Here is a 24,522-nt window from a genome sequence, read left to right as displayed (position 1 = left end):
CGGCCGTTTGTCGGCCGTCCGCGTTCTTCTGCGCCGATATGACGCGTGCCTTTCTGCGTAACTGCTGGCGCAATTGTGCGATCCGCACTTGCTTTATCAAAGACCACCGTTGCACCCTTAGTGTGCGCTGATGCACAATGAGCCATGGATACGCACCCCGAATGGAACGACCTCAAAGTTTTTCTGGCTGTCGCACGGCTGGGCACGATCTCCGATGCGGGGGAGAAGCTCGGGATCGAGCACTCCACTGTTTCGCGGCGGATCGACCGGCTGGAAGCGACCTTGCGCGTGGTCTTGTTTGACCGACGCCGCAGCGGCTATTCGCTGACCGATGCTGGCCATGCGCTGATTCCTCACGCGGAAAAAATGGAAAGCGCGCTGTTGGCCGCTGTGGAAGAAAGCCTGGAGGCGGCCGACTTCATCAAAGGCAATGTTCGCGTTGGAACACCGGAAGCATTTGGTATCCACGTGCTTGCCCCGGGGATGGCGCAGTTGCGCCAGAAACATCCCGGACTGCGCATTGAACTGATGGCCCAGCCCCAATTCCCCAGCCTTGTGACCAGGGAAGTCGAAATCCTGGTGACGCTTGATCCGCCGCAGATGGGGCGATACAAGGTCGCGAAGCTGGCGCAGATCGACTACTTCCTTTATTGCTCTCCTGCCTACCGGGACGCCCATCCTCCAATACGTGAACTCAGCGACGTCGCTCAGCACGATTTCCTGGACTACATCCATGATGGTTCGGTCAGTGAGCGCTATCGCGTGCTTGAAGAGCTCGTCCTGGAACCGAATCGATGTTTCAGCTCGAACAGCGTGCTTGCACAGCGCTCGGCCGCAGCGGCTGGGCTGGGGCTTGTCTTGCTTACGCCCTATGTCGCAAACGTGAATAGCGGCGACCTCATCAGCGTTTTTCCTGATAAGCCCCTCATTACGCGGAGCTTATGGATTGCGGCGCCCGAAGATCTGCTGCGGATCAAACGCTACCAGTTCGCTTGGCGATTTATCCGTGAACAGGTCGAATCGCAGCCGGAGCTGTTCCACCCGTCCGCTTGATCGCTGTGCAGAATTGCACAATAAGGTTGCGGCAAATCCATTGTTCCGGCCGCATCGAATCCCTAGTATCTGGGGGGTTACCACCCACTCAACCCCATTTACTTCGGTTAGAGAATGAGAAAGATATATGGAGATGTGGCCGACGCCCTGGACGGGGTCATCACGAACGGCCAAACGATAGCTGTCGGGGGTTTCGGCCTGTGCGGCATTCCTTCAGCATTGATAGAAGGGATGCGTGACAGCGGCGTCGGCAATCTGACTTGCATCAGCAACAACGCTGGCGTTGATGACTTCGGTCTGGGGCTACTACTGCAGTCGCGCCAGGTGAAGCGCATGATCGCGTCGTACGTTGGCGAGAACAAGGAATTCGAAAGACAGTACTTGAGTGGCGAACTGGAGCTGGAGTTCAACCCTCAAGGGACGCTTGCGGAGCGTTTGCGCGCAGGCGGCGCCGGAATTCCCGCGTTTTTCACCAGGACTGGCGTCGGCACTGTCGTCGAGGAAGGCAAAGAGACCAGGCAGTTCGGTGGCCAGACCTACATCATGGAGTTGGCGCTCCGGCCGGATGTCTCGCTGGTGAAAGCAAAGCGTGCAGATCGAGCAGGCAACCTTGTCTTTGCACGCACAGCTCGAAACTTCAATCCCGACGTGGCAATGGCGGGAGCGGTGACGATCGCCGAAGTGGAAGAACTGGTGGAAGAGGGCGAGATCGATCCTGACGATGTGCATCTGCCAGGAATCTTCGTCGATCGTATCGTCGTCGTACCCAACCCGGAAAAGCGCATCGAGCGCAAGAGTTTCCGTTCACGGCCGCAGTAAGGAGAATTTGCGATGGCTTGGACACATGACCAAATGGCAGCGCGCGCCGCACAGGAACTGCACGACGGCGACTACGTGAATCTGGGAATAGGCTTACCCACGAAAGTGGTGCAATACGTGCCTGACGGCATGCAAGTATGGTTGCAGTCCGAAAACGGACTGATCGGCATCGGGCCGCCCCCTTATGAGGACGAAATCGACCCGGACCTTATCGACGCGGCCAAGCAGACGGTGACAACAGCGCCTGGCGCATCCATCTGTTCGTCTTCCATGTCGTTCGCCATGATCCGAGGCGGCCATATGGACCTTACGATCCTGGGAGCCATGCAGGTCAGCGCGCAGGGAGACCTTGCAAACTGGATGATCCCCGGCAAGATGGTCAAAGGCATGGGCGGGGCCATGGATCTTGTTGGTGGCGCGCGCCGGGTCATTGTGCTCATGGAACACAACACGCGTGACGGTGCGATGAAAATTCTGGATCAGTGCTCTTTGCCGCTGACCGGTCGTAGCGTGGTGCACAGGATCATTTCCGACCTGGCGGTGATGGACATCACCGACGAAGGGCTGGTTGTAAAAGAGCTGGCGCCCGGCGTTACGCGCGAGGCATTGCAGGAAAAGTCGGAGCCTCGCCTGGTGTTTGCACTAGGATAGCCGATCTAGGCGCGAGGAGGCGACTGATAGAACGTCTTTGTCCCGAAGTCGACCTCCACGCCTAGACCGATGCCTTCCGGCAGCCGGCCCAGACAGGACTGTTGATGCGATTGGCGCGCTGCACATCAACAGTCGTCCGAAGAATTCGAACGTCGCGACAGAACGCATGGAAGTATGCCCAATCGGCTGTGAAATCGGGTTGCGCTTGGGGCTTTGTTAAGCGGGTGGCTTGGCAGCCCATTGCCGAGTTCGCGTGGTTTTTGGCATTCCGTTACCAAACTCGCACCTTGACCCGCTGCACAAGGTCGCTCACATGTGGGTCGTGGATCCCCCAGCGGGCGAGCGCGTCGTCCAGACGAGTCAAATATTCACGATTACTCCCGAGTGGGCCGCTTGCCATGGCGACATCGGCGGCAACCGCGTTGAGTTCATCTGTCGCACGATATTGGGGGTGCGTCGTTTCGGCGACGAAAGCGATGACCGAAACCCGACGCCCATCCGCCAAACGTGCTTGCGCCCAGACTGGCCGATACAGCCCGTGCCCCATTTCACGGATCCACACCAGGCGCTCCGCGCCAACAATTGAGCCTCAAGTGAGGCATTTTTCAAGTTGCTGATTTTACGGCGCATTATCAATGTCGGTTCAAGTGGTTCTGACAATCGGAATCAAGTGTTCGCTTATGGCGGATGCGCTTTCTGGGCGGCATTGCCGAGGCGCTGCTCCAATACAGCAGTGACGAACCTGAGTTACGGCTTCGGCATCTCCTTGCTCGAGTAGTGGCAGTCCAAGCGCGGTCAAAACACACCTCCTGGGCACAAGTCAGTCAGATCGGGATCAGCCAGGAGGAATTGGGCGTAAGCGCCCGGCGAACACATATTGAGCGCGTGCGTTGTCCTCGATAGTGTCCACCACTTTTAGGTGGACACCATGTCGAAGACAGAATTAGCGCCGGTTCCTAAGCGTCGGTCTTATCCGAAGGCGCTGAAGGCCCAGATCGTGGCCCAGTGCAGCCAGCCAGAAACCTCCATTGCCGGCGTGGCGCTGTCACACGGCGTGAACGCGAACCTGGTGCATAAGTGGATTCGCCAGGCCGAACGGCAGGCCCCTGTAGCGCCGACGTTCGTGCCGGTCGCGTTGCCTGCGGTGCCCTCGTCAGGCCGTCACATCGAGATTCACTTGTCGCGCGGTCCCGCGCAAGCGACGGTGCAATGGCCCGTGAGTGAAGCGGGCGCATGTGTGGCGTGGCTACGCGAGTGGCTGCGGTGATCCGTGTCGATGCGATCTGGCTGGCCACCGAGCCGCTGGACATGCGCGCCGGCACCGAGACGGCACTGGCCCGGGTGGTGGCCGTGTTCGGTTCGGCCCGTCCGCACCACGCCTATTGCTTCGCAAACCGGCGCGCCAACCGCATGAAGGTGCTGGTACATGACGGGATCGGCGTGTGGCTGGCCGCGCGCCGGCTGAACCGCGGCAAGTTCGTGTGGGCCGATGCGCTGCGCGGCCCACACGTCGCGGTCGACAGTGAGCAGTGGCAGGCGCTGGTGCTGGGCCTGCCTTGGCAGCATGTGGGCGCGGCAGGCGCGATCTCGGTGTTGTAGCGCCGGACAATCCGGCAAGACGCCAATATCGCCGCTGCGAACCCTGCGGCATACTGTGGGCCATGAGTACCGCATCCCTGGATCACCTCGACGCACAGCAACTGCGCGCGTTGGCCGAACGCCTGATGGGCGAGGTGGCCGCGCGTGACGCCCAGATAGCGGCGCACGATGCGGTGGTTGCCGAGCGGGATCGCGTACTGCACTTCAAACAGACGCACATCGACCAGCTCATGCAGGAGCTGGCGCTGTACAAGCGCTGGCGTTACGGCAAGCGCAGCGAGCAACTGAACCCTGCGCAGGCAAGCCTTCTGGAAGAAACGATGGATGCCGACATGGCGGCTATCGAAGAGGAAGTCAACGCGCTGCGCGAGGCGATATCCGCCAAGCCTGCGCCGCCGCAAGCGCCGCGCCGCATGCGGTTGCCGCCCGAACTGCCGCGCACCGACATCCATCACGAACCGGCGTCCACGACGTGCCGCTGCGGCTGCGGCTTGAAGCGCATCGGCGAGGACGTCAGCGAGAAGCTGGATTACCTGCCGGGCGTCTTTACGGTCGAACGTCACATCCGCGGCAAATGGGTGTGCGAGCACTGCGAGACGCTCACGCAGGCGCCGGTCCCCGCGCAGGTCATCGACAAGGGCATCCCGACGGCGGGACTTCTGGCGCAGGTGCTGGTGGCCAAGTTCGCCGACCACCTGCCGCTATACCGCCAGGAAGGCATCTTTGCGCGCGCCGGTCTGGCGCTGCCGCGCTCGACGCTGGGCGAGTGGGTCGGCGTATGCGGGCTGCGGTTGCAGCCGCTGGTCGATGCGCTCAAGGCCGAGGTGCTGGGCAAACCCGTGCTGCATGCCGACGAGACGCCAGTGCAGATGCTCAATCCGGGCGCGGGCAAGACGCACCGGGCCTACTTGTGGGCATACACACCGACCTCGTTCGACAGCCTGCGTGCAGTGCTCTACGACTTCGCGCCAAGCCGGGCCGGTGAGCACTGCCGCACGTTCCTGCAAGATTGGCGCGGCAAACTGGTGACCGACGATTATGTGGGCTACAAGGCCGGCTTCGCTGCCGGCATCAAGGAACTTGGCTGCATGGCGCACGCCAGGCGCAAGTTCCATGACCTGCATGCGAGCCACCAGAGCCAGATCGCCGGAGAGGCACTGGATCTGTTCGGCGCGCTCTACGGCGTAGAGCGGGACGTAGCCGACCTGCCTGCCGACGAGCGCAGGCGGATACGTCAGGATCGCGCCAGGCCGATCGCCGAGACCTTGCATCGATGGCTGATCGCGCAGCGCCAGCGCGTGCCCGATGGCTCGGGTACCGCACGCGCCATCGACTACAGCCTCAAGCGCTGGGAGGCGCTCACGCGCTATCTTGATGATGGCGATGCACCGATCGACAACAACTGGGTGGAGAACCAGATCCGGCCCTGGGCGATCGGGCGCTCGAACTGGTTGTTCGCAGGCTCGCTGCGCGGCGGGCAGCGTGCGGCCGCCATTATGAGCCTGATCCAGTCGGCGCGGCTCAATGGGCACGACCCGTACGCCTATCTGAAGGACGTGCTCACGCGCCTGCCCACGCAGAAAAACAGCCAGATCGCTGAGCTGCTGCCGCATCGGTGGCAACCTGCTGCATAAGCAGAACCGTCAAGGGTGTGTTCAGCAGGCGCTTACGGAAGGATTGTAGGGGGCTTACTTCAGATGAACCGCGTTTGGAGCCCTCTTTGGCGCCTAACGTAGTCAGCTAGTGTTCCCGAGGCTCGGAACCGAGCAAGATCATGCCATCATGCCATCATGGCAGACAGGGGCTAAGTCAGTTCGCCAAGTATTCGTCAGTCGACTTGACTTGGCCATAGCCGAATGCGAAGGCGGCCATCATTGCGGCATGTACCTGGGTTGCGGGAACCTTCACGCCATTGAATTCCAGATCTAGCGTGGCACAAGCATCGTGGAGTACGGTGACGGGGTAACCCAAATCGGCCGCAGCGCGAACGACCGCGTCCACGCACATGTGACTCATAGCGCCGACGACAACCACTTCTTCGACCCCTCGATTGTCGAGTTGCTGCTTGAGGTCGGTTTGGCGGAACGAGTTGATATGATTCTTCACGATGACGGGCTCCCCGTCATGCGGGGCGACGGCAGACTGAATTTCCACCCCCTCAGTGCCAGGCAAAAAAAACGGCGCTTCGTTGTTTGCGAATTCATGCCGGACGTGAAAGATGGGCTCGCCGTTCGACCGTGCGTGAGCGATCACGCGTGCTGCATTTGTTGACGCCGCTTCAATGCCGGAAAGGGGCAGCTTCCCAGTAGATAGGTATTCGTTTTGCAGGTCGACAACGATTAATCCGCGCTTTGTCATGGTCGTCTCCGAAAGGTCTAGAGTGAGTCGACATGTTCGCCCAAAGCGCATATCCGAGAGTAGTGGCAGTGCCGACAAATTCCGCGGTGATACCGACATTTATCTGTGAGACGTTCACCAATTGAAGTATGGCTTGGCCCTACGACTCTCTGGATGTACCGCCCGCCCCCCCGACGTTGCCGACACTAAATCTGCGGCGATAGGCGCTCGGGGATAGCCCGGCGATACGCGCAAAAATCTTCCTAAACGCGCCAGGGTCGCTGTATCCTACTTCCCACGCTACCCGATCAATAGGCGCTGAGTCGAATTGGAGCAGTTCTTTAGCCCGTCCGACGCGTAAATGTTGACAATACTCAGTGGTCGTCATGCCGGTGGCCTTTTGAAAGCGTCGAAGCAATGTGCGCTCTTCAAGATTGGCTTGCTCGGCGAGTACTTGAAGCCTAGTCTCCTTCCCCTGAGTTGCTTGCAGCCAATGCTGCACTTTCAATACGGCGGCATCGCCATGTGAAAGTCTTGGCGAGAACACACTGTAGTAACGCTGCTCTCGACCGGGAGGGTCGACTAGCATCATGCGCGCCGTGGCAAGCATCACGGTTGGGCCCAGCAGCCTGTCTACTAGACGCAACCCTAGATCCGTCCAAGACATCAGGCCGCCGGCGGATATGACATCGCCGTCATCAATAATGAGTCGGTTAACGTCAACGTTGACGTCTGGAAAGCGACTTTTGAGCAGGTCGGCATACGTCCAATGGGTGGTCATGGGCCGGCCGGTCATCAACCCGGTCTCCGCCAATAAAAAGGCGCCGGCGCATACCGAACCGATCACGACGCCTCTGCCATGCTGTTCGCATCGCCAAGCAGTGAGCGACGAATCCGATGCTCCTCCCGTTGGCTCGGCCAAGGAGGGCGGTAGTATCAATGCTGACAAAATCGACACCCTACTGGCTCCGTTATCGAAGACACGCACCGGCGCAACTCCTGGCGCGGGTTGCTCCCAATGGGTGACTCTTAGCGGGATGTTGGATTGGGCTCCGTAGGAGGCGGCGCAAGCGTTAGCAACACAGAACAGATCTGTCAGCCCCAACACCGACGCCTGTTGGACGGCGGGATAGAGGACCACTCCTACTTCCAATTGCTTTACTGGTTCCACGTGTCGGCGCAGCCTAAATTTTGTGCTGTTCCCGTCGTCAATTATCCACTCGGTCAGCAAACAGGCGTGAGAATGAGCGCGCAGAAGCGCCACAACCACTCACTAATTGATTGTAAAGCAGAGCCCAGAACCGATTGGGTGCGGGCCTCGCCGGAAGTGGCGACCGTCCGCTGAGAAGCATGCGAACCGATGCTGCGGGTGTCGCAAGCCACATAGACGCGATCACCACTTCGTGCCAGCCCCTAAATAGCTTTAAGCGTTCACCTAGGACACCAAAACCAGATAGTTCGGTGGGGATGGTGGAAAGGGTTGTGCGCGTGGCAGAGTTTCATATCCGCTCAAAATAGATATATAGCTGTAGAACCGCTATTTTAGGCATGATACGCCACTGTGGCGACCGGCTGCCGTCCAGTTTTACTGCGTTACCGGTGGCAAAAGGGCTGCTTCGTGAGCCCTTTCTTATCTGCGTAGGCGGACTTCGACCGGTTTCGCTCAACATCGCCCCAACTCGGGACTAGGCTTCACGGAACTGGGCTCACAGGTGGGCCATCTGGTCGGGTAGCCACATAGCCAGTTGCGGGACTGCCAGAAGTAGCACGATCATCAGCAACAGCATCGCGAGGAACGGCAGCACGCCCATCACCACGTCCATGAATTTGCCCTGGCCGCGCACGCTGTGCACCACGAACAGGTTCATGCCGAAGGGGGGCGTGAGCTGGCACATTTCGCATAGCACGATCAGCATCACGCCGAACCACACCGGGTCGTAGCCCAGTGCAATGACGATGGGCACGGTGAGCGGGGCGGTGGTGACCAGCATGGCCAGCGTGTCCATGAAGCAGCCGAGCAGGATGTAGAACAGGATGATGGCCAGCATCATGCCCAGCATCATGCCCAGCGGCGGCAGGTCCAGGCTGGTCACGGCGTTCACCAGCAGAGTGGTGAGACCGATCGAGGACAGCACAAAGTTCAGGAAGAACGCGGCCAGGGTGATCAGGATGATCATGCCGGTGGTGCGCAGTGTGGCTTCGGAGGCGCGGCCCAGCATTTCCCACGTCAACACGCGCTTGTAGGCGCACAGCAGGGTGGCGGCCACCACGCCGAGCGCGGCCGATTCGCTGGCGGTGGCGACGCCGCCGTAGATAACGCCAATCACCAGCGCGAAGATCGCCAGCGGCGGCACCAGGTGCGGCAGGGCCGCGATGCGTTAGGCCCAGCTCACTGTGGGGCGTTTGCCGGCCAGGCCCGGGCGCCACAGACACAGGCCCACGATCAGCGCGATGAAGAGCCCGGTGAGCAGGATGCCCGGCAGCGTGGCGGCCAGGTAGAGCTTGGGCACTGGCTTCTTGTGGTGGGCTCCAGATAATGACCATTGACCATTGGCCATTGACCACTGACCACAGCCAACAGCGCATGGTCACGCCAGTTTCGACACCTTCCTTTGTTGACGACCGATCGCCAATGGGTTGGTTGGCGACCCTCGCTTTTGGAGAGAGCAGTGCAACTAAGTTTCAGTAGTGCGTGGGCAGGAGAAAGGCGGGTGCAGGAAGATGTCCAAGACGCACCAGTGGTACGCGAGGCGGGCGGCCGTTATCGAGTCGCAAGCCCGGAAGAGCTGTTACGTGCGGCCGCGCAGCAATTGGAGGGGGGCGCTGGGTAGCCGCTTGCCAGTGGCCAAGCCATCCGCCGCCATCGACTATATCGTGACGCGGCTGGCGCTGTCGGACGTCGAGGTGTTCGGCGTAATGTTCCTCGATGCGCAATTGAGAATGATCGCCTTCGAGGAAATGTTCAGAGGCACGCTGTCGGAGACCAGCGTGTATCCACGTGAGGTCGTGAAGGCGGCAATTCGGCACAACGCGCACTCCATCTTGATTGCCCACAACCATCCCTCTGGCTCGTCGCAGCCAAGCAAGGGGGACGTTCAGGTTACGCGGCGCTTGAAGGAAGCGGTTGCTCTGGTGAATGTCTCGCTGGTCGACCACGTGATCGTGGCGGCGGGTAGCGGCCACTCTATGGCCAAGATGGGCTGGATCTAGACTTGCGCGCATGCGTCCAACAACCGAAGACCGAACGGTCTTCGGTTTTTTTTACGCTGCGAGTAGCTGCTTGGCGGTTAGCCGCTTTTGAAGCTCGGCCGGCGCCACGGCTCCCGACAGCAGTCTTTCCAAATATTCGCCGAGCTTCGCCCATGCTGCATGTTTCTCGTCGGCGTAGTCGTAGAGCTGGTAGTGCCGCCTGACTCGGTTCTTGCCCGTGTGAATGACGTGATTTTGGCAGCGGTCGATGATGTTTGGATCGATTCCTAGCGACTCCATGATCGTCGACCCCGTTCGCCGTAAATCATGAGGTGTCCAATTGCCGTTTTGGCCTTTGCCGAGCACCAGGGAGTTGTCCGAAGCGCGACGTGCTTTGGGCTTTCCGTTGAACATGGCTTGCCGATCTTTGATTTGCTTAGTAAAGGCCTGCTTATACATCGGTTGGTCTACCCCCGCGTCATCATTGTCGCGCGAAGGTAGGAGCCAGCGGGATGATCCTGCCAGGTTGACAAGGGTCTCGAAATGCTTGACTGCGAAGGGTGACAGAAAGACCAGATGGTCGCGCTTCTGTGATTTTCTGCCCTTGACGTTCGCCTTGGGAATGAACCAGGTACCTTCTCGGAGATCGAGATGCGTAATTTCGGTTAGGTGCAGTTCCCCTATCCGGCATAGCGTGCTCAAACAGATCCAGGAAACTGCCTGCAACGCCTTGGATGGAGGCTTCCTCTTTCGCTTGTCATCCGAAGCGAGATACTGCTCCTCCAACTCGCGGTATCGAGTCTGGAGCTCGACAATCTCAATAGGCGGGAGAACGCGTTCGCGCGGGTTATCCGGGTCGTAATCGTCCGCCAGGAGCACCCCGAGCTCAACCAGCTCAACCGGATTTCCTTCCGAAAGCAGCTTTCGCCATGGTTGGCGCTTTTCTGCCCAATGGAACATCTGGCCCAGTATTTGGTAGGTCACCTCGGCAAGCCGATTGCAACCGCGGCCGACAATCGAGCGGATCACTCGCTCAATATCCTTCTCGCGAATTGATCGCACGGGAGTATCACCGATCAAGGGAAGCACGTCTTTTTCAACGATGCGCTTCACTTCGGTGTTGCCATCTGCTCGCTTCACTCCCGATTCCAGCCAGCTTTTATATATCTCTTGGAACGAAAGGGCGTCGGTCGCGGCCTCTTCTTCAGCGGCGGTTACAGCGGCAGATTCAGCTGCCATAGCTTCCCGCACCTGGGCGTTTTCCAAGTCGCGGACGTCTGACGGATTGCGGCCCGCCTTAATGTCCGCCCGCGCTTTGTTCCTGGCGGAGCGGATCTCGTCGAGTGTGCGCTCCGGCCATGAGCCGCAGTAGAATCGCTTTACCTTGTCGCCCATGCGATAGGCGTATCGCCACACCACGGCCATCGTGCCGCGCTGAATGCGGATCTCCCCAGTTAGGCCGTCTCCATCGGCCAGGTGATCACCGACCCATTCCGCCGGTACCGCTTCCAGCTCTTTGACGGTCCACCGCGCACCTTTTCCGCGTTTTGGGTATCTCGTCATATTTCCTCGAATCTCTCCGTTCTTCTGCCTCAAGCGCCATATGGGACAACATATGGGACAACATTTTTGCGGCTGTCAGCGTACATTAGCGAACGTCGACGAACAAGGAAATTTGGATAAAGCCTTATGAATCAGTTGGTTGTTCGTTCGCTGACGTTCGCTGATGTTCGCGCGTTTCTAATTTGGGAGCAGAGGGTCGTGAGTTCGAATCCCACCGCCCCGACCAATATCCATGCGGGTCTCCGGATTTCCGCAATGCAAGATATGCCGTTAGGTGGACCGAAAAGTGGACCACCTGCAAAAAGGCCCCAATCTCAATGAGGTTGGGGCCTTTCTGTTGGTCCACCCGGATCTGATTAGGTGTCGGGCGTTACGGCGGTCGTGGGCCGCTCATCCAGCCATCGCTGAATGTCGGTGGCTCGCCATCCAACGCGGCCGGCGCTCAACTGGACCGGGTGTGGAAACTGACCTTTCTTGATGAGGTCGTACACCGTCCATTTCGCCAAGCCAATAACTTCCTTCAGCTCGCCGACGCTGTATACGAGCTTTGTCATGGTTGCCGACCTCGCGCCAGCGCATCGGCGCCCACTGTCTCGACAGTCACCGATCGCGAGCAGCCTTTGCCGCAGTACTCGACGTGCGACGCCGTTACGTCGGTGGCTTTGCTGGTGAAGTAGACCCAGCGGCCGGCGTCGTAGAAGCGGAAGACGGTCACGCCGTTATGCGTGAACAACTCGGCAACCTGGATACCCTGGTTGTCCGTGCTGGACACGGAGACCGGATCTTTTGAGCAGCCGGCCAAGGCTAACGTCAATACGGTCAGTGCCGCATATCGCCGCCAGGTGCGACCGATGCACCAAGGGCGCGAGCGGCCTTGAGGATGCGCTGCTGGATTTCGGCCACTTCCTCCTGCTGCTGCACGATGTACGCCGCCAGGGTGCCGTTCCGCTCCGCGAGCAGGTACTGCTCTTCCACGATGATCTCGTTGCAGATTTCGATGCATTCGTCGCAGATCAGCACCTTCGGACCTGCAATCAACTTGCTGACCTCGTGCTGGGACTTGTTGCAGAAGGAGCAATACAGGGTGTCCGGTTCCTTCTTGCGGCGGCGCGGTTTTTTCGGTTCTTCCATTGGGTGGGAACGGCCAGCGAAAGGGCTGGGCGTGGGCGCGTTGAGAAAGGCGAGAAGTTAGCATGTCTCGCTCTCCTGTACCGGATACAGGCGTGCCGGTTCCAGTGCCAGGCCCTGCTTTTGCAGGCATTCTTCGACTGCGCCCAAGGATCTTCTGCCGAAGTTCGGTATCCGCAGCAGATCGGCGGTCGAGTACGTCACGAGCTCGCCGACCCGTCGAATTCCATGACTCCGCAGCATTCTGGCGCAGCGGGTATCAATGCCGATCGCATCAACGTTCTGGGCCAAAATCGGGTTGACGAGGCGGGCCGCGCCCGCGCCGCCGGTGTCATCCCGGCGAAGGGTGGGCGCCGCCGCCGGGGCATCGCGGCACGCTATCGGATTGCTTGCCGCGTTGACGTGGTTCGGAAGCGCCGCCGCTGCCGCCTTCGGCAAGCACTCGCGCATCAGCCGGACCGCGTACCCCACGCCGGCCACCCAGTCCTCCGCGCGAGGACCCCATACCGTAATGCCGACCTCGGCCATCCCTCGCTCCATAGCGAAGTCCGAAAGCGGCAGCCCTGACCCACCCGCAGCGCCACGGTCAACGTAATGGGTTTCGTCGGTGGCGCAGGTCGCACCAACGCCACCGCGCGGCCCGCCGTTGGTCAGTGCCTTTTCCAAAGCCTTGACGGCCGCTCGAACGTACAAAGGAATGGATTCTGCGCGGTGGTAGGCTTCCACCATTCTGGCCTTCGCCTCTCGGCTGATTTCAGGATGGCGGAGGCCGTCCGCCACGTCGATCATGGTCTGCTGACGCTCGCCCGGCGACTGGCCGATATCGCATCGGACCCAGCCCAGAAGGCGGCGCAGGTGGTTCAAGTCGGATTGCTTCATTTCGCCTCCGTCGTCGGGGCGAGCCCCGCGGTGCTAAGTAGGTTCCGCGCCGCCGTGGCGCTGGCTTTCAGGTGCGGATCTGTCGAAGCTTCCAGAATGCTGGTAGTAATTTCCAGCGCACTGGCCAGCGTGGCACAGCGCTCGCGCAGGTCAGCTGCCTGCCCCTTAACTTCGGAGAGCTCGGCATTGGCCTTGTCGTACAGGCGTGTGTAGAGCGCACGGCCGCGGACTGCTGCCGCCAGCTGTTCGGTGGGATTGCGAGGCTTATGCATTGGTGAAGCCCTCCACCTTGGATAGGTGATTAGCAAGCTCTTGGGCGCGCGCCCGCCCAACGGAGGCAAGGCCGTGGAGCGCGGGGGGATTGGATGCGTTATCCAGCGGCATGAGTTCGTCCAGAGCATCGAAAAGAGACTGGATTTCCCACGCCATCGAAGCCAAATCTTGGGGGGCGGGAATGTTGCTCATGCGACCTCCGACAATTCATGAGTGGAGGAGCCGGCCCTAAACGCGGGGCGGCCAGTGATGCCGTTGATAAGCAGCTTTTCGGGCAACTGGTTTGCGGGGCTTTCCAGGGCTCGTGCCTCGTAGTCGACTGCCCGCTGCTTCACGCTCGGATCGATGTCCGGCCCGACCCAGATGTGGGCGTCCTTCCGGCCCAGCATTCGTAGCGGAACAGTCCGGTACCGGCCTGGCTCGACGTGGGGCTTCAGCCCTGTCGTGTAGTTCCTGCGCCCGCCCGTCACACCATCGAGGAATGCAAGTTCAGCTTCGATGGCATCCTCATCGCGACTCCCGCATTCGGTCTTAGGCATCGGGCGGTCGCAGACCTGGGCCCATGCCCAACGGTCAGCAAGTATCTCGTTCGCTTGCCATATCCGGCGCAACGTCTCGCGGCGGAACTCTGGATCGCCCGCTGCCGGGCTGAACTGGAAAGATAGCGAGCAGTAGTTGTCCGCGCTGTGTCCGATCTCATGAAACAGCCAAAAGCGATACATCTCAGCGTCGGTAAGCTGCGACACATCACATTCGAAACGGCTTTTGCCAGTTCGGCGGATGTGGCCTGTGTCTATCGTCGTGGAAAGGAGCAGAGCCGCGACCTCAGTGAGCGATCCCACTACTGCGTCCGACGTGGCATCGATTACGCAGGCATCCAATCCGGACCGAAGGCCAATCACCTGCGCGGGCTGGTCGAACAGACGCAACGCGAGGCCATGAGCCTTTGCGATCTCGGCGTACTCGCGATACTGGACGGGCTTGATGCGCAAAACGGTATCGGTGCGCTCGTTCATGCCGCACCCCTGTGAGCCTGCGCCACGAGGTAGCCACGAAGGGTGCAAATCGTGTTCGAGAGGTCTTCGCCATTGCGCTCGCTAATGTCCGACCCGATCTGACCCAACGCTTCAATATGCATGCCCAGCGCAGAGCCGTCTTCGTCTTTGACTCGATCTTCAATCGCGACAAAGAGCGCACGCGCTTGATAAAGGTCGGTTGAGACTCGTTGGAGCAAGTCCGCCAGATGGGCGAAGGCAGGCGGGCAGCTACTGGATGAATTACCAGATTCCGACTTATGGGGGGGTTGTGCTAAAGTGCAGGGGTGAGAAATCCCCTCCGCGCCTTGCGGGCGGATATTTTCCTTGGACATGTTGGCCTCCTTCGGCTGTCCAGATATGTGAGGCCGCAGCGCTAACTGCGGTACTTCGAAAGCCCCGGGTCTGCGCTAACAGATTTGGGGCTTTGCTTTTTGGAGGCCGCATCGTGGAAAGATCGCTCGCGGCCTTTAAAAAGCTCCGGTGAAGTGAACACCGTGTACGCATTGAATCATGATTCAATTTTTTGGTCAATCATAATTCATCCCTTTGGCCGATGGCGGGGCAAAAAAAAACCACCCTTGGGTGGTTTTTTCATTGCACCGACGCATCCTATCGATGTGGCACCCACTGACCCGCCTCGTCGTCGCGGAGTCGCGCGCCAGTCCAGACCACTTGGCCCAGTACTCGCACCGGATGCCCGTTCTCGAGGGCGATATCGGCGTAGGCCGGGTTGAATGAACGTGCGACCCAGCGCCCCGTGAGCTTGTCTCTGGCCACGGTTTTCACCAGCATTTTTCCGTCGTAGTTGATCGCGTACACACCGCCGGCGGCGAGGTCCCGAACAGTAAGATTCTCGCTCGGCACGACCAGCAAGGCGGCTCCATCACGTATGACAGGCTCCATGCTGTCGCCTTTTGCATACACCACCCGTGCTTTTCCGTTGTCGGCGCCCACCGATCTGAGGAAGGAGCGGCGGAACTGGATCATGCCAGTCTGATCTTCGCTGTGATTCTCGATCCCATCGCCCGCAGCAAGCCGCACGTCGGCCAATTCAGGGACCTTCTCGAACCTGTCGTTCGCTGCGTGGGGCTCACCTGGCCCCACATTGGCTATGACACCCGTTTCACTGCTGATTTTGGGCGGGGGTGCAGGTCTTAGCGAGATTTTGTCTGCTTCCCATGGTGCGGGCGGAAGGCCAGGGATGCGCATCGGGAACGGATCGTCGGCGGCGTCCATGTCAACGAGTGCGCCCGGCTTGTGGTCCCGGAATGGCACGCCCGATGGGGGTTGTACTGGAGGCGTTTGCGGCGTCACCTTGATATTGAGCTTCAGTTGCGAAACAGCCAAAGCAACAGCGACACCCAGCGCCGTTAATTGCTCCGGTGCCAAAGCTCTCACATCCGCCTCTTCAACGAACGGTAACGGCCACGGATCCGGATCGCGAACCGCGCCCGCGTCCATATCTCCTTGCCCGGTAGCAAGCCATCTTGGCGAGACGCGCAGGAAATGGGCCGCCTCTTCATTGTTGGCGGCGGTGAATGCCTTGGATTTGCCGTCCGTTACGCGCTTCACGCCCTGATAGCTCATGCCCAGCGCTTTGGCGAGCGTTGTCACATCGACATTGCGCTGGCTCATGGCGAGAAGGAGACGGTCTGCGTAGGTCTGAATCATGATTCAAAGTTTCGCCTGTGTGGACTGAATTATGGTTGCACATCATACTGAATCATGATTCAATTTGGTCATGAAAAAAGTTCGTGCAATCGAAATGTTGGGCCAGTCCATCACTGCGGCAGCTTCGGCACTGGGAATTAGCTACCAGGCAGTGCGCCAATGGCCCGACGATTTACCTCCCAAGATCGCGGACCGCGTTTTTGCGGCTTTCGTGCGACTTCACCCGAACGATTGGCAAAGCCTTTGGCCTGACCTTGCACATTCCACGTCGGAGGCCCCCCATGTTTAAGCTCGAGAGCGGGAACGCCGTCGAATGGGCTTCCATTGTGAGGGGGCTTAAAAAGTGTGGGTGGTCGCAGTTGGCGGTTGCCGAGGCACTCGGCTGTTCGCAGGCCGCGATTTCACAATTGAATACTGGCCGGCACTCAGAGCCGACCTATTCACTAGGCGTCAAACTCCTCGCGCTCCATGAGTATGTCGGGGCGGGGGCGACCGTGAAGAGTGCCGCGAGTCACCTTCCTGGTCGCGAGGCAGTGCCTCAATCTACTGTCAGCCGAACCCAGAAGTGTGCGCGGCCAACCTTCGCCCCTCCTCTGCACGTGCCCGGCGACACAACCACGCCTGCGGCATCTGGGGCCGTGTGGATTGGCACAGGAGACGCGTGAACATGGCATACGTTCAGCACCCCCTGTCGGCCGCGTTCCCGGCCATGAGCGCCGCCGAGTTCCAGGCGCTCAAAGACAGCATCGAGAACATCGGCGTCCAAAACCCCATCTCCCTGTACGAAGGAATGGTGATCGACGGCTGGCACCGATACAGCGCCTGTGTCGAGATGGGCATGCCTTGCCCGGAATCGCAGTTGGGCGACGTAGACCCGGTCGATTTCGTTAAGGCGCAGAACAAGGAGCGCCGCCACCTGTCGGTCGGCGCCTGGGCTCTTATTGAGGCCGAATTGTGGGACTGGCGCGCGGCCGGTCGTCCCGCAGCAGATAAAGGTGCACCCGGTGCACCATTTCCGCCGACCGTGGCGAAGATGGCGGAAGCGGCCGGTGCCAGCGTTCGCACCATGAAACAAGCTGGGAAAGTGAAACGCGAGGCCGCGCCGGAAATCAAGGACGCGGTGAAGTCCGGGGCGGTATCGCTCAAGGACGCCCACGCCATCGCAGATCTGCCGAAAGAAGAGCAGGCCGCGCTGGCGGCTGCGGGCCCGCAAGCCATTAAGGAAGCTGCGCGCGCTGTGACGCCTTCGAATGAAGCGTCAGCGGTGCAGAGCCAGCCGGGGGCGAACTCTGCGCCCCCGGCAGAAGCGGGTTGCGCTAATGACGGCGCAAGCCATGAAGACCTCGCGGCGGACGCGTTGGAAGACTACCAGCGTCTTCTGGATGACAACCAGATGATGGCGCGCGTCTTTGAGGCAGACGGTCAGCTTGCGGCTGCCATGGCCGAGATCGCCCGGCTTACGGAAGAGAACCGCGTACTGCTGACGCGCGTGAACGGCTTGATCAACGAAAAGGACGCTGCCGTCAAAGCTGCGAGGACATACAAGCGCAAGCTTGACGCGCTGGAGAAAAGGACCGGGACCGCATGAATAACGCTCTCTTTCCCGAAGACGTGGCCGTTACGGCGGCCACCACCTTTCCGCCGCCCCGGCCTTTCCAACAGACCGCGCACGAAGACCTGCGCGCGGGCCGGCGCGCCGGCCACAAGAATCAGCTCATCATGGCGCCTACGGGGGCGGGAAAAACTTACCTCGGCCTGCGCATCGCGAATGAGGCCTTGCAGCGCGGCAAACGTGCGACGTTCGTCTGCGACCGTGTGGCGCTGATCAACCAGACGAGCAAGGCGGCGGATAGCTACGGCCTGAACAATCACGGCGTGATCCAGGCCAGCCACTGGCGCGTGAATCCCAGTCTTCCTTTCCAGATCGCCAGCGCTCAGACGCTGGCTAGCCGTGGCTGGCCGGCGTCGGACGTGATCATCATCGATGAGGCGCATACGCAACTGAGCGTCTGGACGGACCACATTCGGACATGCTCGGCGTCTGTCGTTGGTCTATCGGCCACTCCGTTCTCGCCAGGGCTGGGCAAGTTGTTCACGAACTTGATCAACGCCGCCACCATGAATGATCTGACGCAGCAGGGGATTCTTGTCCCGATGCACGTCTTGAGCGCGAAGCGCGTCAACATGGACGGGGCGGCCACGGCCGGCGGCGAATGGACCGAGGCCGCAGCCGCTGAGCGCGGCATGGGCATTGTCGGCGACGTGGTGTCGGAGTGGATCCGGTACGGCGAAGGGCGCAAGACCATCTGCTTCGGCTCGACCATCGCTCATTGCGAGGAGCTATGTCGCCAGTTCAATGAGGCCGGTGTCATGGCCGCTGTCTACAGCCAGAACACGACGCAAACCGAGCGTGACATGCTCCTTGCGGAGTACGAGAAGCCCGATTCGGTCATCCGCATCCTGATCAGCGTTGAGGCGCTGGCCAAAGGCTTTGACGTGAAAGACGTGGGCTGCGTGATCGACTGCCGCCCACTGCGAAAGTCGCTTTCTACTGCGATTCAGATGTGGGGGCGCGGTCTACGCTCGTCTCCGGAAACGGGCAAGACGGATTGCATCCTGTTGGATCACAGCGGCAATTTCGTCCGATTCCTGAAGGACTTCGAGAACATTTTCTACAACGGTTTGATCGCCCTTGACGCGGGCGAGAAGCTGGACAAAGAGATCCGCCGCGAAACGAAGGACACCGAGCGCGAAGGCTGCCCGTCATGCGGCCATACGCCGTTCGCACGCCGCTGCATGGCCTGCGGCTTCGAGGTGCAGAAGCAAGCGCTGGTAGAGGTCGAGGCAGGTGAAATGCTTCCCGTCATGCTGGGCAAGAAGAAACTCGCCGACGACCGCCGGCATCTGTTTGAGCAGCTTTGCACCTACGCCCGCGAGAAATCCGCCGAGGACAAGCAGGAGAAGCGTGCGCGGGCCTTGTTCCACGACATTACCGGCGAGTGGCCGTCCTGGGACTGGAAATTCCACGACATGCCGAACACACCGCCGACGCGCAACACCCTGGGAAAGATCACATCCCTGCGCTTGGCATTTCTGAAGGGTAAGGAGAAGGGGGGCGCGAATGCAAACGTTTAGCGAGTTTGCGCGGGCTTGTGGCGTCTTGGTTGGCGATCTGTATCCGAGCGACCGTATCCGGCGCTGCGCCACGACGGCGCACGAACGCAGCAAAAACGGAGCCTACTTCTGGGACGGCCAGCGCGGTTGGGTCATGGCCTGGGATGGTGACGGCGAAGTCCACTGGTACGGCGGCGAGTTCAAGCCCTGGACGGACGAGGAAAAGCGGGAGTGGGCACGCAAGCGAGATGCGGACAGGCAACGCCGCGTCGCCCGCCAGATCCAGGCCGCGCGCCAGGCCGAGACGCTGCTCCGTAGCTGCATTCCGCTGGCACACGGGTATTTGCATCGCAAGGGTTTTCCGGACACGAAAGGGCTCGTCGCGCCCGACGAAGCCCTGGTGATCCCCATGCGTGACGTTTCGGACAACCGCATCCTGGGCGTGCAGACGGTGCGTTGGGATTCGACCGAACGAGCGTGGGTCAAGCGCATGGCGACCGGTATGCGGGCCACCGGCGCGGTGCTTCGAATCGGGTCGGACAGAGCACTTGAGACGGTCCTCTGCGAAGGCTATGCCACCGGCCTGTCGATCGATGCCGCGATCAAGCAGTTGCGCCTAAATGCTGCCGTGCTTGTGTGCTTCAGCGACAGCAACATGCGCTACGCCGCCGCCCAGGTGCAGGGAAAGAAGTACGCCTTCGCCGACAACGACAAGAGTGGGGCGGGCGAGCGGGCAGCGAAAGAAGCCGGCCTTGCGTATTGCATGAGCGATGTGGTTGGCGAGGACGCCAACGACCTGCACTTGCGTGCTGGAGTGCTGGCTGTCGCCATGAAGCTGATGGCCGCTAGGAGAACCGCTATGGGCGGGTAACGCGGTGCATTGCACTCGCGCTGGTCGGACATAGCTTAACGACAGCGGCGCGAGGGAGAGGCTCCTACTGTGGGATAGATCTGAGACAGGGGCGAGGGCGGCGAAGTTAGCACCCTTGATCGAAAAGGCTGACGGGTCATGTGGCTCCGAGACGGACAGCATGTGAAGGCCTCCCCTGGATGGGCGAGGTCTGTCCACCAAGCCGGATAGGCAATAGCACAGGACATAGGCAAGTAGATGACGGTACAGAAGAACACAGAGGCGCTGCCGGCCAAGATCGAGAACCGGCTAATGGAATTGGTGCAGATGAAGGAATTCAACGTGGCAGAAGTCGAGGAATGCCGCCGGACTTATTGGGCCCGCCGCGCCGAATGGCACACGATTCTCGTGAACTGCCACAACCGAGCGTTGGCGCGCTTGGGGGCGGCGTGATGGCGACCCGTGCTGTGCGGGGCCCCGTGGCGAAGATGACCGCCAAACGCGCCCCAAAGGTCCCGAGTGCGCTCGAGGAAAGGTTTGCCCGCGACCTGCGCGCCCTCAAGGTGCTGGAGCCGCAACGCGAATACCGCTTCGCGCCGCCGCGTATGTGGCGCATCGACTTTGCTTGGCCCGAACAGAAGTTCGCGGTCGAGATTGAAGGCGGCGTATGGACAAACGGGCGTCACACCCGTGGATCCGGATTCGTCGCTGATTGCGAGAAGTACAACGCCGCCACCCTTGCGGGCTGGAAGGTGTTGCGCTTTACCGAGAGTTCCGTCCGAGACGGCTCTGCGGTTGAGCTTGTGGCGCGGCTGTTGCGCGTCCCTCCCTACAACCCTGGAATCGTTTAAGGACGTTCATGCTTACCCAAACTATCGATTGCCAATCCCTCTGGCAGGAAGTCCCCGCGCAAATGGCGCGCGGCCATAAACAACCGGCGCGCGTGGTGCTGTATGAGTTGCGGCCGGAGAAGGGTGGCACCGGCTGCCATTGCTGGCGCTGCGGCGGAGTGGTCGCGCTGGCCGACCGGCCCGTCTTAGACCGACTGCTGGCTCGTCACCTGCTGCGCCAGCCGGAAGCTGTTCGGGAAGAATTTCTCTTCAATTGGAATACGCAGCCCGGCCACCATGGACGCGCACAGGAGCAGTTGGAGGCGTGGTTGCGCATCGAGGCCCGCCGCAAGGACGGCAAGCCGGCCGGTGAGCCGGAGCCGTCGTATCCGATCTACTCCTTGCCGGGGGCGGCATGAACGACCACAAAGCGCCTTTCGCGTGCACGGCCGTTGCGCTCGCATATGCGTTCAGTGACGAGCGGCACACCTCGGGCCGCCCGGCCATGGCGCGCGCGGCAGACGAACGCCTGGGCGAGCCTGGCCCATTGTCCGGAATGGATGGCGCGGCCGAGATAGGCAAGACGCGCAAGTTTCTGGAGCAGCGCCTTTCGCGGAAGCACTTCGCGCTGCTGTATGCGAAGTACGGGCAGCGCAAGACCCGCTGCAAGTCATGCGGCACGGCTGGCGATCATCTGGAATGGGTGGGGGCGCTGCGGATGCTGGCCAACTACTTGGCCGACTACCTGGGCATGCGCAGCATCAACGCCGAGATGCGGTACGCGCTGATGCGCCGCCATTTCGATCCCGATTGGCGGCCGACGCTCGACCAACTGGCTTCGGCTAACGAGTGCAGTCGTGCGAGCGCGGAGCGGGCGAGCGTGAAGGCCACGGACTGGATTCGGGGTACGCGCAAGAAGAAGGCCGGCGATGATCCGGTGTACGGCGTTGAGCAGGCCGCGCACGCGATGGCTGAAAAACTGCTGCGAGAGGGTGGATTTATCCCTTGATCCTTGACACTGCGGAAATCTGCCATCACAATATGCATTAACGGATTTCCTCAGAAGTCCGCCTAGAGGGAGCCCGTAAGCGAAAGCGACGGGCTTTTTTTTGTTTCGAGGTGCGCGAATGCTGGTCACTAACGATTGGCTGCTTCGATGGCAAACCCCCAACGGGGGCTACAACAAAAAGCAGCTCACGTTGTTGGGCGTTCCCTGGCCGCCGAGGCGCGGCTGGAAATATGACGTACTTGACGCCGAAATCACTGACGAAGCGGCGCGAGCCTTCGAGCTGGCGTCTGGCCGTCAAGAAAAATATCCAAGCTGATTGCGCCCAACGATACCCGCCATGCGAAAGTCGGCGGTTTTTTGCTTTGCCCGCGACCTTTTTTTCTAGCTAGGCTCATATCGATGTATCTTTATTGCTCCTATCTAAGAAGCCATGGAGATGTGAGCATGACAATGAGAGTCAGGAACGTCGGTCGCGCTGTTTTACTAGCCTGCGTATTGGCTATGCCCGTGATACAGGGATGTGCGGCGAATACCGACCCTCGCGTTGTTGCGGCCCTGGAAGATAAGCCGTTCTCAGCATGGTTCGACTCGCTGGTGGAGCAGATAAAGGCGGATCCGAACTACAAGCGCATGCCCGTCGATACGGAAGCCGAGGCAAACCAGTTTATGGTTGAGTTGCACGACGCTTACCGCCACCGAATCTCCAAGAAAGACTTCGCAGCGCTCCAAAATAGTCGATACCCTAACCATCAAAACGAAGTCTCGTTCATCGTATCGAGGCTTCCATAGTCGGCTCTGTATCTTCAAATTGACAGCCGTCTCAGCTTTAAATGCCCGCCTGCGGGACCGGCGGGCTTTCTGCTTTCTAGCCTATTGAGGAACTCGCGGCCGGGTGGAAGAGGGTGTATGCCCGATGAAGGCAAATCGCTATTGCAGCGAGACCGACAACATAAACTGTTGTCACTTCAATTGCGGACTTGCTCCAGAAAAGGCGATGGAGAGTCCCCTGGATTTTCATCTTGGCTCTTGATGCGTGATTGAGATCCGTCTCCGTCGCGATCTCATCTGGAATGCGGTGCGCTATTGCATCGTGCCGGGTCAGGAGGGCGGGATCTATCTGCCAACGAATGCGAAGCTCATGCCCGGTTAAGCGATATGCGCGAACCCGGAAATGGCGAGGGCTGACGTAGGCTACGAATTCACTATCCGCGAGCCCCAGCTCCCCTAACAGTTTTTGCCAGTGGAAGAACGCAACCCCGCCATCGACGGGGCGATCATGGAATATATGGCGCATGTCGGTGACGATGGATAGCGCGAAATCCTGATTAGAGGCCAAGGAAGCCGCTTTTCGCGCGTCACTAAAGTGATAGCGGAGGCTGACATAGCCCGCCAGGCACGCAGCCAGAAGCCATGCGCGATAGGCGTACGTAGAGTTCAATTCGAACTTGAAGAACTCTGCGAGGATGGATGGGACCTTCAAGTGCAGAAACGCGGCAGCGAAAATCAGTGCCGACACAAGCAGCGCGTTACGCCGCTCCTTACCGGTATCGTCAATTTCCATGGTTCTGGTTCGGTGCGTATGCCGCGCCGGGCTAATTATTAATTGAAGAAGACGGCGAAAACGAGAGAATCGCGAGTTCCCTCATTGACAGCCGAAACACGGAGTGACCCGTGATCGACCCAAGGCCGTCCCACCTGTACAGGCGGGGGTCAGTTTACATGGACGTTCACAAGTGGCAAAACCGATCATTCCCTGGCTGGGTGGCAAGCGCCGCCTGGCTGACAAGATTCTTCCCTTTTTTCCGAAGCATTCCTGCTACGTCGAACCTTTCGCCGGGGGCGCGGCTCTGCTATTCGCGAGGCCGGAACCAGCCAAGGTGGAGGTGCTGAACGACATCAACGGCGATCTGGTGAACCTGTATCGGGTGGTGCAGCATCATCTGGAAGAGTTTGTACGCCAGTTCAAATGGGCGCTCTCAAGCCGGCAGATGTTCAAGTGGCAGAAGGAAACCCGGCCGGAAACGCTGACCGACATTCAGCGTGCGGCGCGGTTCTATTACCTCATGCAGAACTGCTTCAGCGGCAAGCTGGAGGGCATGACGTTCGGCACGGCAACGACGTCGCCGCCCGGCCTGAATCTGCTGCGCTTGGAGGAAACGCTGTCAGCGGCGCATTTGCGCCTCGCGCGCATCTTCATCGAGCATTTGCCGTGGCTGGATTGCGTGAAGCGATACGACCGGCCGCACACGCTTTTCTATATGGATCCGCCTTATTGGGCCACGGCGGGCTACGGCGTCGAGTTCGGGCTTGAGCAATATGCCGCGATGGCGGACGCCATGCGGACGATGAAAAGCCGAGCGCTAGTCAGCGTCAACGATCATCCGGAAATGCGGCAAGTGTTCGCCGGGTTTCCCATGCACGTCCTGGACATCCGGTACACGGTGGCCGGGGGCGCTGGCGTGCCCAGGCGCGAACTTCTGATTCAGAGTTGGTCGGGCCAATAGCTGGTGGGGGCAGACT

General features: G+C 60.2%; 34 protein-coding genes and 1 pseudogene. 19 read left to right on the top strand and 16 right to left on the bottom strand.

What is annotated here, in order from left to right:
* Nucleotides 1-144 precede the first annotated feature (144 nt).
* From KYT87_RS21485 to KYT87_RS21475, 3 genes are all read left to right on the top strand, one after another.
* Complete coding sequence (locus KYT87_RS21485) at nt 145-1,053, top strand: LysR family transcriptional regulator (protein WP_050729652.1); 909 nt, start codon at nt 145-147, stop codon at nt 1,051-1,053.
* A 114-nt stretch (nt 1,054-1,167) separates the two neighbouring features.
* On the top strand, nt 1,168-1,872 hold the full coding sequence (locus KYT87_RS21480; protein WP_012248167.1) for a CoA transferase subunit A: 705 nt from the start codon (nt 1,168-1,170) through the stop codon (nt 1,870-1,872).
* Between the two features lie 12 nt (nt 1,873-1,884).
* Complete coding sequence (locus KYT87_RS21475) at nt 1,885-2,523, top strand: CoA transferase subunit B (RefSeq protein WP_012248168.1); 639 nt, start codon at nt 1,885-1,887, stop codon at nt 2,521-2,523.
* Nucleotides 2,524-2,794: 271 nt separating this feature from the next.
* On the opposite strand, the gene KYT87_RS21470 is transcribed toward KYT87_RS21475, so the two are convergent.
* Nucleotides 2,795-3,070: a gamma-glutamylcyclotransferase gene (locus tag KYT87_RS21470; protein ID WP_254598684.1), complete on the bottom strand. Its 276-nt coding sequence runs from the start codon at nt 3,068-3,070 to the stop codon at nt 2,795-2,797.
* A gap of 381 nt (nt 3,071-3,451) precedes the next feature.
* Here KYT87_RS21470 and KYT87_RS21465 point away from each other — a divergent pair, with 381 nt between their 5' ends.
* The 3 genes from KYT87_RS21465 to KYT87_RS21455 all read left to right on the top strand — a co-directional run bounded on the left by KYT87_RS21465 (nt 3,452) and on the right by KYT87_RS21455 (nt 5,756).
* Complete coding sequence (locus KYT87_RS21465; protein WP_050729651.1) at nt 3,452-3,790, top strand: transposase; 339 nt, start codon at nt 3,452-3,454, stop codon at nt 3,788-3,790.
* On the top strand, nt 3,766-4,122 hold the full coding sequence (gene tnpB, locus KYT87_RS21460; RefSeq protein ID WP_158218705.1) for an IS66 family insertion sequence element accessory protein TnpB: 357 nt from the start codon (nt 3,766-3,768) through the stop codon (nt 4,120-4,122). Before KYT87_RS21465 ends, tnpB begins: the two co-directional genes overlap by 25 nt.
* Nucleotides 4,123-4,184: 62 nt before the next feature.
* Nucleotides 4,185-5,756, top strand: coding sequence for an IS66 family transposase (locus tag KYT87_RS21455; RefSeq protein ID WP_026385305.1), 1,572 nt, complete (start codon nt 4,185-4,187; stop codon nt 5,754-5,756).
* Nucleotides 5,757-5,931: 175 nt separating this feature from the next.
* On the opposite strand, the gene KYT87_RS21450 is transcribed toward KYT87_RS21455, so the two are convergent.
* The 4 genes from KYT87_RS21450 to KYT87_RS29900 all read right to left on the bottom strand — a co-directional run bounded on the left by KYT87_RS21450 (nt 5,932) and on the right by KYT87_RS29900 (nt 8,969).
* Nucleotides 5,932-6,480 carry a cysteine hydrolase family protein gene (locus KYT87_RS21450; protein ID WP_088591327.1) on the bottom strand — a complete coding sequence of 183 codons (549 nt, stop codon included), beginning with the start codon at nt 6,478-6,480 and terminating at the stop codon, nt 5,932-5,934.
* Between the two features lie 139 nt (nt 6,481-6,619).
* Entirely contained in the window at nt 6,620-7,417 is a 798-nt protein-coding gene (locus KYT87_RS21445; RefSeq protein ID WP_231689537.1) for a GlxA family transcriptional regulator, read from the bottom strand.
* Nucleotides 7,418-8,165: 748 nt separating this feature from the next.
* Nucleotides 8,166-8,813: a TRAP transporter large permease subunit gene (locus KYT87_RS21440; protein WP_050731214.1), complete on the bottom strand. Its 648-nt coding sequence runs from the start codon at nt 8,811-8,813 to the stop codon at nt 8,166-8,168.
* A 24-nt stretch (nt 8,814-8,837) separates the two neighbouring features.
* Nucleotides 8,838-8,969, bottom strand: coding sequence for a hypothetical protein (locus KYT87_RS29900; protein ID WP_255593405.1), 132 nt, complete (start codon nt 8,967-8,969; stop codon nt 8,838-8,840).
* Between the two features lie 211 nt (nt 8,970-9,180).
* Here KYT87_RS29900 and KYT87_RS21435 point away from each other — a divergent pair, with 211 nt between their 5' ends.
* Entirely contained in the window at nt 9,181-9,669 is a 489-nt protein-coding gene (locus KYT87_RS21435) for a JAB domain-containing protein (protein WP_219990825.1), read from the top strand.
* Nucleotides 9,670-9,720: 51 nt separating this feature from the next.
* Here KYT87_RS21435 and KYT87_RS21430 read toward each other — a convergent pair whose 3' ends face one another.
* The 10 genes and pseudogenes from KYT87_RS21430 to KYT87_RS21385 form a co-directional block, all read right to left on the bottom strand.
* Entirely contained in the window at nt 9,721-11,211 is a 1,491-nt protein-coding gene (locus tag KYT87_RS21430) for a site-specific integrase (protein ID WP_050731162.1), read from the bottom strand.
* Between the two features lie 356 nt (nt 11,212-11,567).
* Nucleotides 11,568-11,765 (bottom strand): AlpA family transcriptional regulator, encoded by a 198-nt coding sequence (locus tag KYT87_RS21425; protein ID WP_219990824.1) that lies wholly within the window; start codon nt 11,763-11,765, stop codon nt 11,568-11,570.
* On the bottom strand, nt 11,762-11,983 hold the full coding sequence (locus KYT87_RS21420; RefSeq protein WP_219990823.1) for a DUF4884 domain-containing protein: 222 nt from the start codon (nt 11,981-11,983) through the stop codon (nt 11,762-11,764). Before KYT87_RS21420 ends, KYT87_RS21425 begins: the two co-directional genes overlap by 4 nt.
* A gap of 194 nt (nt 11,984-12,177) precedes the next feature.
* Nucleotides 12,178-12,342, bottom strand: a pseudogene (locus tag KYT87_RS21415) (ClpX C4-type zinc finger protein); the annotation flags it as partial.
* 57 nt (nt 12,343-12,399) lie between these two features.
* Nucleotides 12,400-13,218, bottom strand: coding sequence for a DNA-directed RNA polymerase subunit alpha C-terminal domain-containing protein (locus KYT87_RS21410; protein ID WP_219990822.1), 819 nt, complete (start codon nt 13,216-13,218; stop codon nt 12,400-12,402).
* The gene (locus tag KYT87_RS21405; protein WP_046806879.1) at nt 13,215-13,490 is read right to left on the bottom strand and encodes a hypothetical protein; all 276 of its coding nucleotides are present in this window, start codon (nt 13,488-13,490) and stop codon (nt 13,215-13,217) included. The genes KYT87_RS21410 and KYT87_RS21405 overlap by 4 nt, the downstream gene beginning before the upstream one ends.
* Nucleotides 13,483-13,683: a hypothetical protein gene (locus KYT87_RS21400; RefSeq protein ID WP_046806878.1), complete on the bottom strand. Its 201-nt coding sequence runs from the start codon at nt 13,681-13,683 to the stop codon at nt 13,483-13,485. Before KYT87_RS21400 ends, KYT87_RS21405 begins: the two co-directional genes overlap by 8 nt.
* Entirely contained in the window at nt 13,680-14,507 is an 828-nt protein-coding gene (locus KYT87_RS21395; protein ID WP_219990821.1) for a hypothetical protein, read from the bottom strand. Before KYT87_RS21395 ends, KYT87_RS21400 begins: the two co-directional genes overlap by 4 nt.
* Nucleotides 14,504-14,860 carry a hypothetical protein gene (locus tag KYT87_RS21390; protein WP_219990820.1) on the bottom strand — a complete coding sequence of 119 codons (357 nt, stop codon included), beginning with the start codon at nt 14,858-14,860 and terminating at the stop codon, nt 14,504-14,506. The genes KYT87_RS21395 and KYT87_RS21390 overlap by 4 nt, the downstream gene beginning before the upstream one ends.
* A gap of 277 nt (nt 14,861-15,137) precedes the next feature.
* Nucleotides 15,138-16,199, bottom strand: coding sequence for a S24 family peptidase (locus KYT87_RS21385; protein WP_219990819.1), 1,062 nt, complete (start codon nt 16,197-16,199; stop codon nt 15,138-15,140).
* A gap of 70 nt (nt 16,200-16,269) precedes the next feature.
* Here KYT87_RS21385 and KYT87_RS21380 point away from each other — a divergent pair, with 70 nt between their 5' ends.
* From KYT87_RS21380 to KYT87_RS21330, 11 genes are all read left to right on the top strand, one after another.
* On the top strand, nt 16,270-16,488 hold the full coding sequence (locus tag KYT87_RS21380) for a Cro/CI family transcriptional regulator (protein ID WP_082134618.1): 219 nt from the start codon (nt 16,270-16,272) through the stop codon (nt 16,486-16,488).
* Nucleotides 16,481-16,864 (top strand): helix-turn-helix transcriptional regulator, encoded by a 384-nt coding sequence (locus KYT87_RS30070; RefSeq protein ID WP_143215520.1) that lies wholly within the window; start codon nt 16,481-16,483, stop codon nt 16,862-16,864. The genes KYT87_RS21380 and KYT87_RS30070 overlap by 8 nt, the downstream gene beginning before the upstream one ends.
* Nucleotides 16,865-16,866: 2 nt before the next feature.
* Nucleotides 16,867-17,787: a hypothetical protein gene (locus KYT87_RS21370; protein WP_219990818.1), complete on the top strand. Its 921-nt coding sequence runs from the start codon at nt 16,867-16,869 to the stop codon at nt 17,785-17,787.
* Nucleotides 17,784-19,334: a DEAD/DEAH box helicase gene (locus KYT87_RS21365; protein ID WP_219990817.1), complete on the top strand. Its 1,551-nt coding sequence runs from the start codon at nt 17,784-17,786 to the stop codon at nt 19,332-19,334. Before KYT87_RS21370 ends, KYT87_RS21365 begins: the two co-directional genes overlap by 4 nt.
* Nucleotides 19,335-19,722: 388 nt before the next feature.
* Entirely contained in the window at nt 19,723-20,184 is a 462-nt protein-coding gene (locus KYT87_RS30065) for a toprim domain-containing protein (protein ID WP_370638724.1), read from the top strand.
* 237 nt (nt 20,185-20,421) lie between these two features.
* Nucleotides 20,422-20,616 (top strand): hypothetical protein, encoded by a 195-nt coding sequence (locus KYT87_RS21355; RefSeq protein ID WP_046806873.1) that lies wholly within the window; start codon nt 20,422-20,424, stop codon nt 20,614-20,616.
* A gap of 35 nt (nt 20,617-20,651) precedes the next feature.
* The gene (locus KYT87_RS21350; RefSeq protein ID WP_052946097.1) at nt 20,652-21,014 is read left to right on the top strand and encodes a hypothetical protein; all 363 of its coding nucleotides are present in this window, start codon (nt 20,652-20,654) and stop codon (nt 21,012-21,014) included.
* An 8-nt stretch (nt 21,015-21,022) separates the two neighbouring features.
* Nucleotides 21,023-21,412, top strand: coding sequence for a hypothetical protein (locus KYT87_RS21345; protein ID WP_219990815.1), 390 nt, complete (start codon nt 21,023-21,025; stop codon nt 21,410-21,412).
* On the top strand, nt 21,409-22,002 hold the full coding sequence (locus KYT87_RS21340) for a hypothetical protein (RefSeq protein ID WP_219990814.1): 594 nt from the start codon (nt 21,409-21,411) through the stop codon (nt 22,000-22,002). Before KYT87_RS21345 ends, KYT87_RS21340 begins: the two co-directional genes overlap by 4 nt.
* Before the next feature lie 118 nt (nt 22,003-22,120).
* A complete protein-coding gene (locus tag KYT87_RS21335) occupies nt 22,121-22,318 on the top strand; it encodes a hypothetical protein (protein WP_219990813.1) in 198 nt (65 codons plus the stop codon).
* A 128-nt stretch (nt 22,319-22,446) separates the two neighbouring features.
* Nucleotides 22,447-22,791, top strand: coding sequence for a hypothetical protein (locus KYT87_RS21330; protein WP_046806869.1), 345 nt, complete (start codon nt 22,447-22,449; stop codon nt 22,789-22,791).
* Between the two features lie 76 nt (nt 22,792-22,867).
* Here the strand turns inward: KYT87_RS21330 and KYT87_RS21325 are convergent, their stop codons facing one another.
* Nucleotides 22,868-23,563 carry a hypothetical protein gene (locus KYT87_RS21325; protein ID WP_219990812.1) on the bottom strand — a complete coding sequence of 232 codons (696 nt, stop codon included), beginning with the start codon at nt 23,561-23,563 and terminating at the stop codon, nt 22,868-22,870.
* A gap of 172 nt (nt 23,564-23,735) precedes the next feature.
* Between KYT87_RS21325 and KYT87_RS21320 the strand changes: the two genes are divergently transcribed.
* Complete coding sequence (locus KYT87_RS21320; protein ID WP_219990811.1) at nt 23,736-24,506, top strand: DNA adenine methylase; 771 nt, start codon at nt 23,736-23,738, stop codon at nt 24,504-24,506.
* The last annotated feature ends 16 nt before the right edge of the window (nt 24,507-24,522 follow it).

The organism is Achromobacter sp. ES-001 (assembly GCF_019448355.1).
Taxonomy (GTDB): Bacteria; Pseudomonadota; Gammaproteobacteria; order Burkholderiales; family Burkholderiaceae_B; genus Achromobacter; species Achromobacter spanius_B.
The sequence above is the reverse complement of the archived record's forward strand: the minus strand, read 5'-3'. Positions and strand labels throughout refer to the sequence as shown.

Bases quoted from the DNA above. Each gene is read 5' to 3' on its own strand.
- KYT87_RS21485 (WP_050729652.1), top strand. From the start codon at position 145: ATGGATACGCACCCCGAATGGAACGACCTCAAAGTTTTTCTGGCTGTC.
- KYT87_RS21480 (WP_012248167.1), top strand. From the start codon at position 1,168: ATGAGAAAGATATATGGAGATGTGGCCGACGCCCTGGACGGGGTCATC.
- KYT87_RS21475 (WP_012248168.1), top strand. From the start codon at position 1,885: ATGGCTTGGACACATGACCAAATGGCAGCGCGCGCCGCACAGGAACTG.
- KYT87_RS21470 (WP_254598684.1), bottom strand. From the start codon at position 3,070: ATGGGGCACGGGCTGTATCGGCCAGTCTGGGCGCAAGCACGTTTGGCG.
- KYT87_RS21465 (WP_050729651.1), top strand. From the start codon at position 3,452: ATGTCGAAGACAGAATTAGCGCCGGTTCCTAAGCGTCGGTCTTATCCG.
- KYT87_RS21455 (WP_026385305.1), top strand. From the start codon at position 4,185: ATGAGTACCGCATCCCTGGATCACCTCGACGCACAGCAACTGCGCGCG.
- KYT87_RS21450 (WP_088591327.1), bottom strand. From the start codon at position 6,480: ATGACAAAGCGCGGATTAATCGTTGTCGACCTGCAAAACGAATACCTA.
- KYT87_RS21435 (WP_219990825.1), top strand. From the start codon at position 9,181: ATGTCCAAGACGCACCAGTGGTACGCGAGGCGGGCGGCCGTTATCGAG.
- KYT87_RS21430 (WP_050731162.1), bottom strand. From the start codon at position 11,211: ATGACGAGATACCCAAAACGCGGAAAAGGTGCGCGGTGGACCGTCAAA.
- KYT87_RS21425 (WP_219990824.1), bottom strand. From the start codon at position 11,765: ATGACAAAGCTCGTATACAGCGTCGGCGAGCTGAAGGAAGTTATTGGC.
- KYT87_RS21410 (WP_219990822.1), bottom strand. From the start codon at position 13,218: ATGAAGCAATCCGACTTGAACCACCTGCGCCGCCTTCTGGGCTGGGTC.
- KYT87_RS21405 (WP_046806879.1), bottom strand. From the start codon at position 13,490: ATGCATAAGCCTCGCAATCCCACCGAACAGCTGGCGGCAGCAGTCCGC.
- KYT87_RS21400 (WP_046806878.1), bottom strand. From the start codon at position 13,683: ATGAGCAACATTCCCGCCCCCCAAGATTTGGCTTCGATGGCGTGGGAA.
- KYT87_RS21395 (WP_219990821.1), bottom strand. From the start codon at position 14,507: ATGAACGAGCGCACCGATACCGTTTTGCGCATCAAGCCCGTCCAGTAT.
- KYT87_RS21390 (WP_219990820.1), bottom strand. From the start codon at position 14,860: ATGTCCAAGGAAAATATCCGCCCGCAAGGCGCGGAGGGGATTTCTCAC.
- KYT87_RS21385 (WP_219990819.1), bottom strand. From the start codon at position 16,199: ATGATTCAGACCTACGCAGACCGTCTCCTTCTCGCCATGAGCCAGCGC.
- KYT87_RS21380 (WP_082134618.1), top strand. From the start codon at position 16,270: ATGAAAAAAGTTCGTGCAATCGAAATGTTGGGCCAGTCCATCACTGCG.
- KYT87_RS30070 (WP_143215520.1), top strand. From the start codon at position 16,481: ATGTTTAAGCTCGAGAGCGGGAACGCCGTCGAATGGGCTTCCATTGTG.
- KYT87_RS21370 (WP_219990818.1), top strand. From the start codon at position 16,867: ATGGCATACGTTCAGCACCCCCTGTCGGCCGCGTTCCCGGCCATGAGC.
- KYT87_RS21365 (WP_219990817.1), top strand. From the start codon at position 17,784: ATGAATAACGCTCTCTTTCCCGAAGACGTGGCCGTTACGGCGGCCACC.
- KYT87_RS30065 (WP_370638724.1), top strand. From the start codon at position 19,723: ATGCGTGACGTTTCGGACAACCGCATCCTGGGCGTGCAGACGGTGCGT.
- KYT87_RS21355 (WP_046806873.1), top strand. From the start codon at position 20,422: ATGACGGTACAGAAGAACACAGAGGCGCTGCCGGCCAAGATCGAGAAC.
- KYT87_RS21350 (WP_052946097.1), top strand. From the start codon at position 20,652: ATGACCGCCAAACGCGCCCCAAAGGTCCCGAGTGCGCTCGAGGAAAGG.
- KYT87_RS21345 (WP_219990815.1), top strand. From the start codon at position 21,023: ATGCTTACCCAAACTATCGATTGCCAATCCCTCTGGCAGGAAGTCCCC.
- KYT87_RS21340 (WP_219990814.1), top strand. From the start codon at position 21,409: ATGAACGACCACAAAGCGCCTTTCGCGTGCACGGCCGTTGCGCTCGCA.
- KYT87_RS21335 (WP_219990813.1), top strand. From the start codon at position 22,121: ATGCTGGTCACTAACGATTGGCTGCTTCGATGGCAAACCCCCAACGGG.
- KYT87_RS21330 (WP_046806869.1), top strand. From the start codon at position 22,447: ATGACAATGAGAGTCAGGAACGTCGGTCGCGCTGTTTTACTAGCCTGC.
- KYT87_RS21325 (WP_219990812.1), bottom strand. From the start codon at position 23,563: ATGGAAATTGACGATACCGGTAAGGAGCGGCGTAACGCGCTGCTTGTG.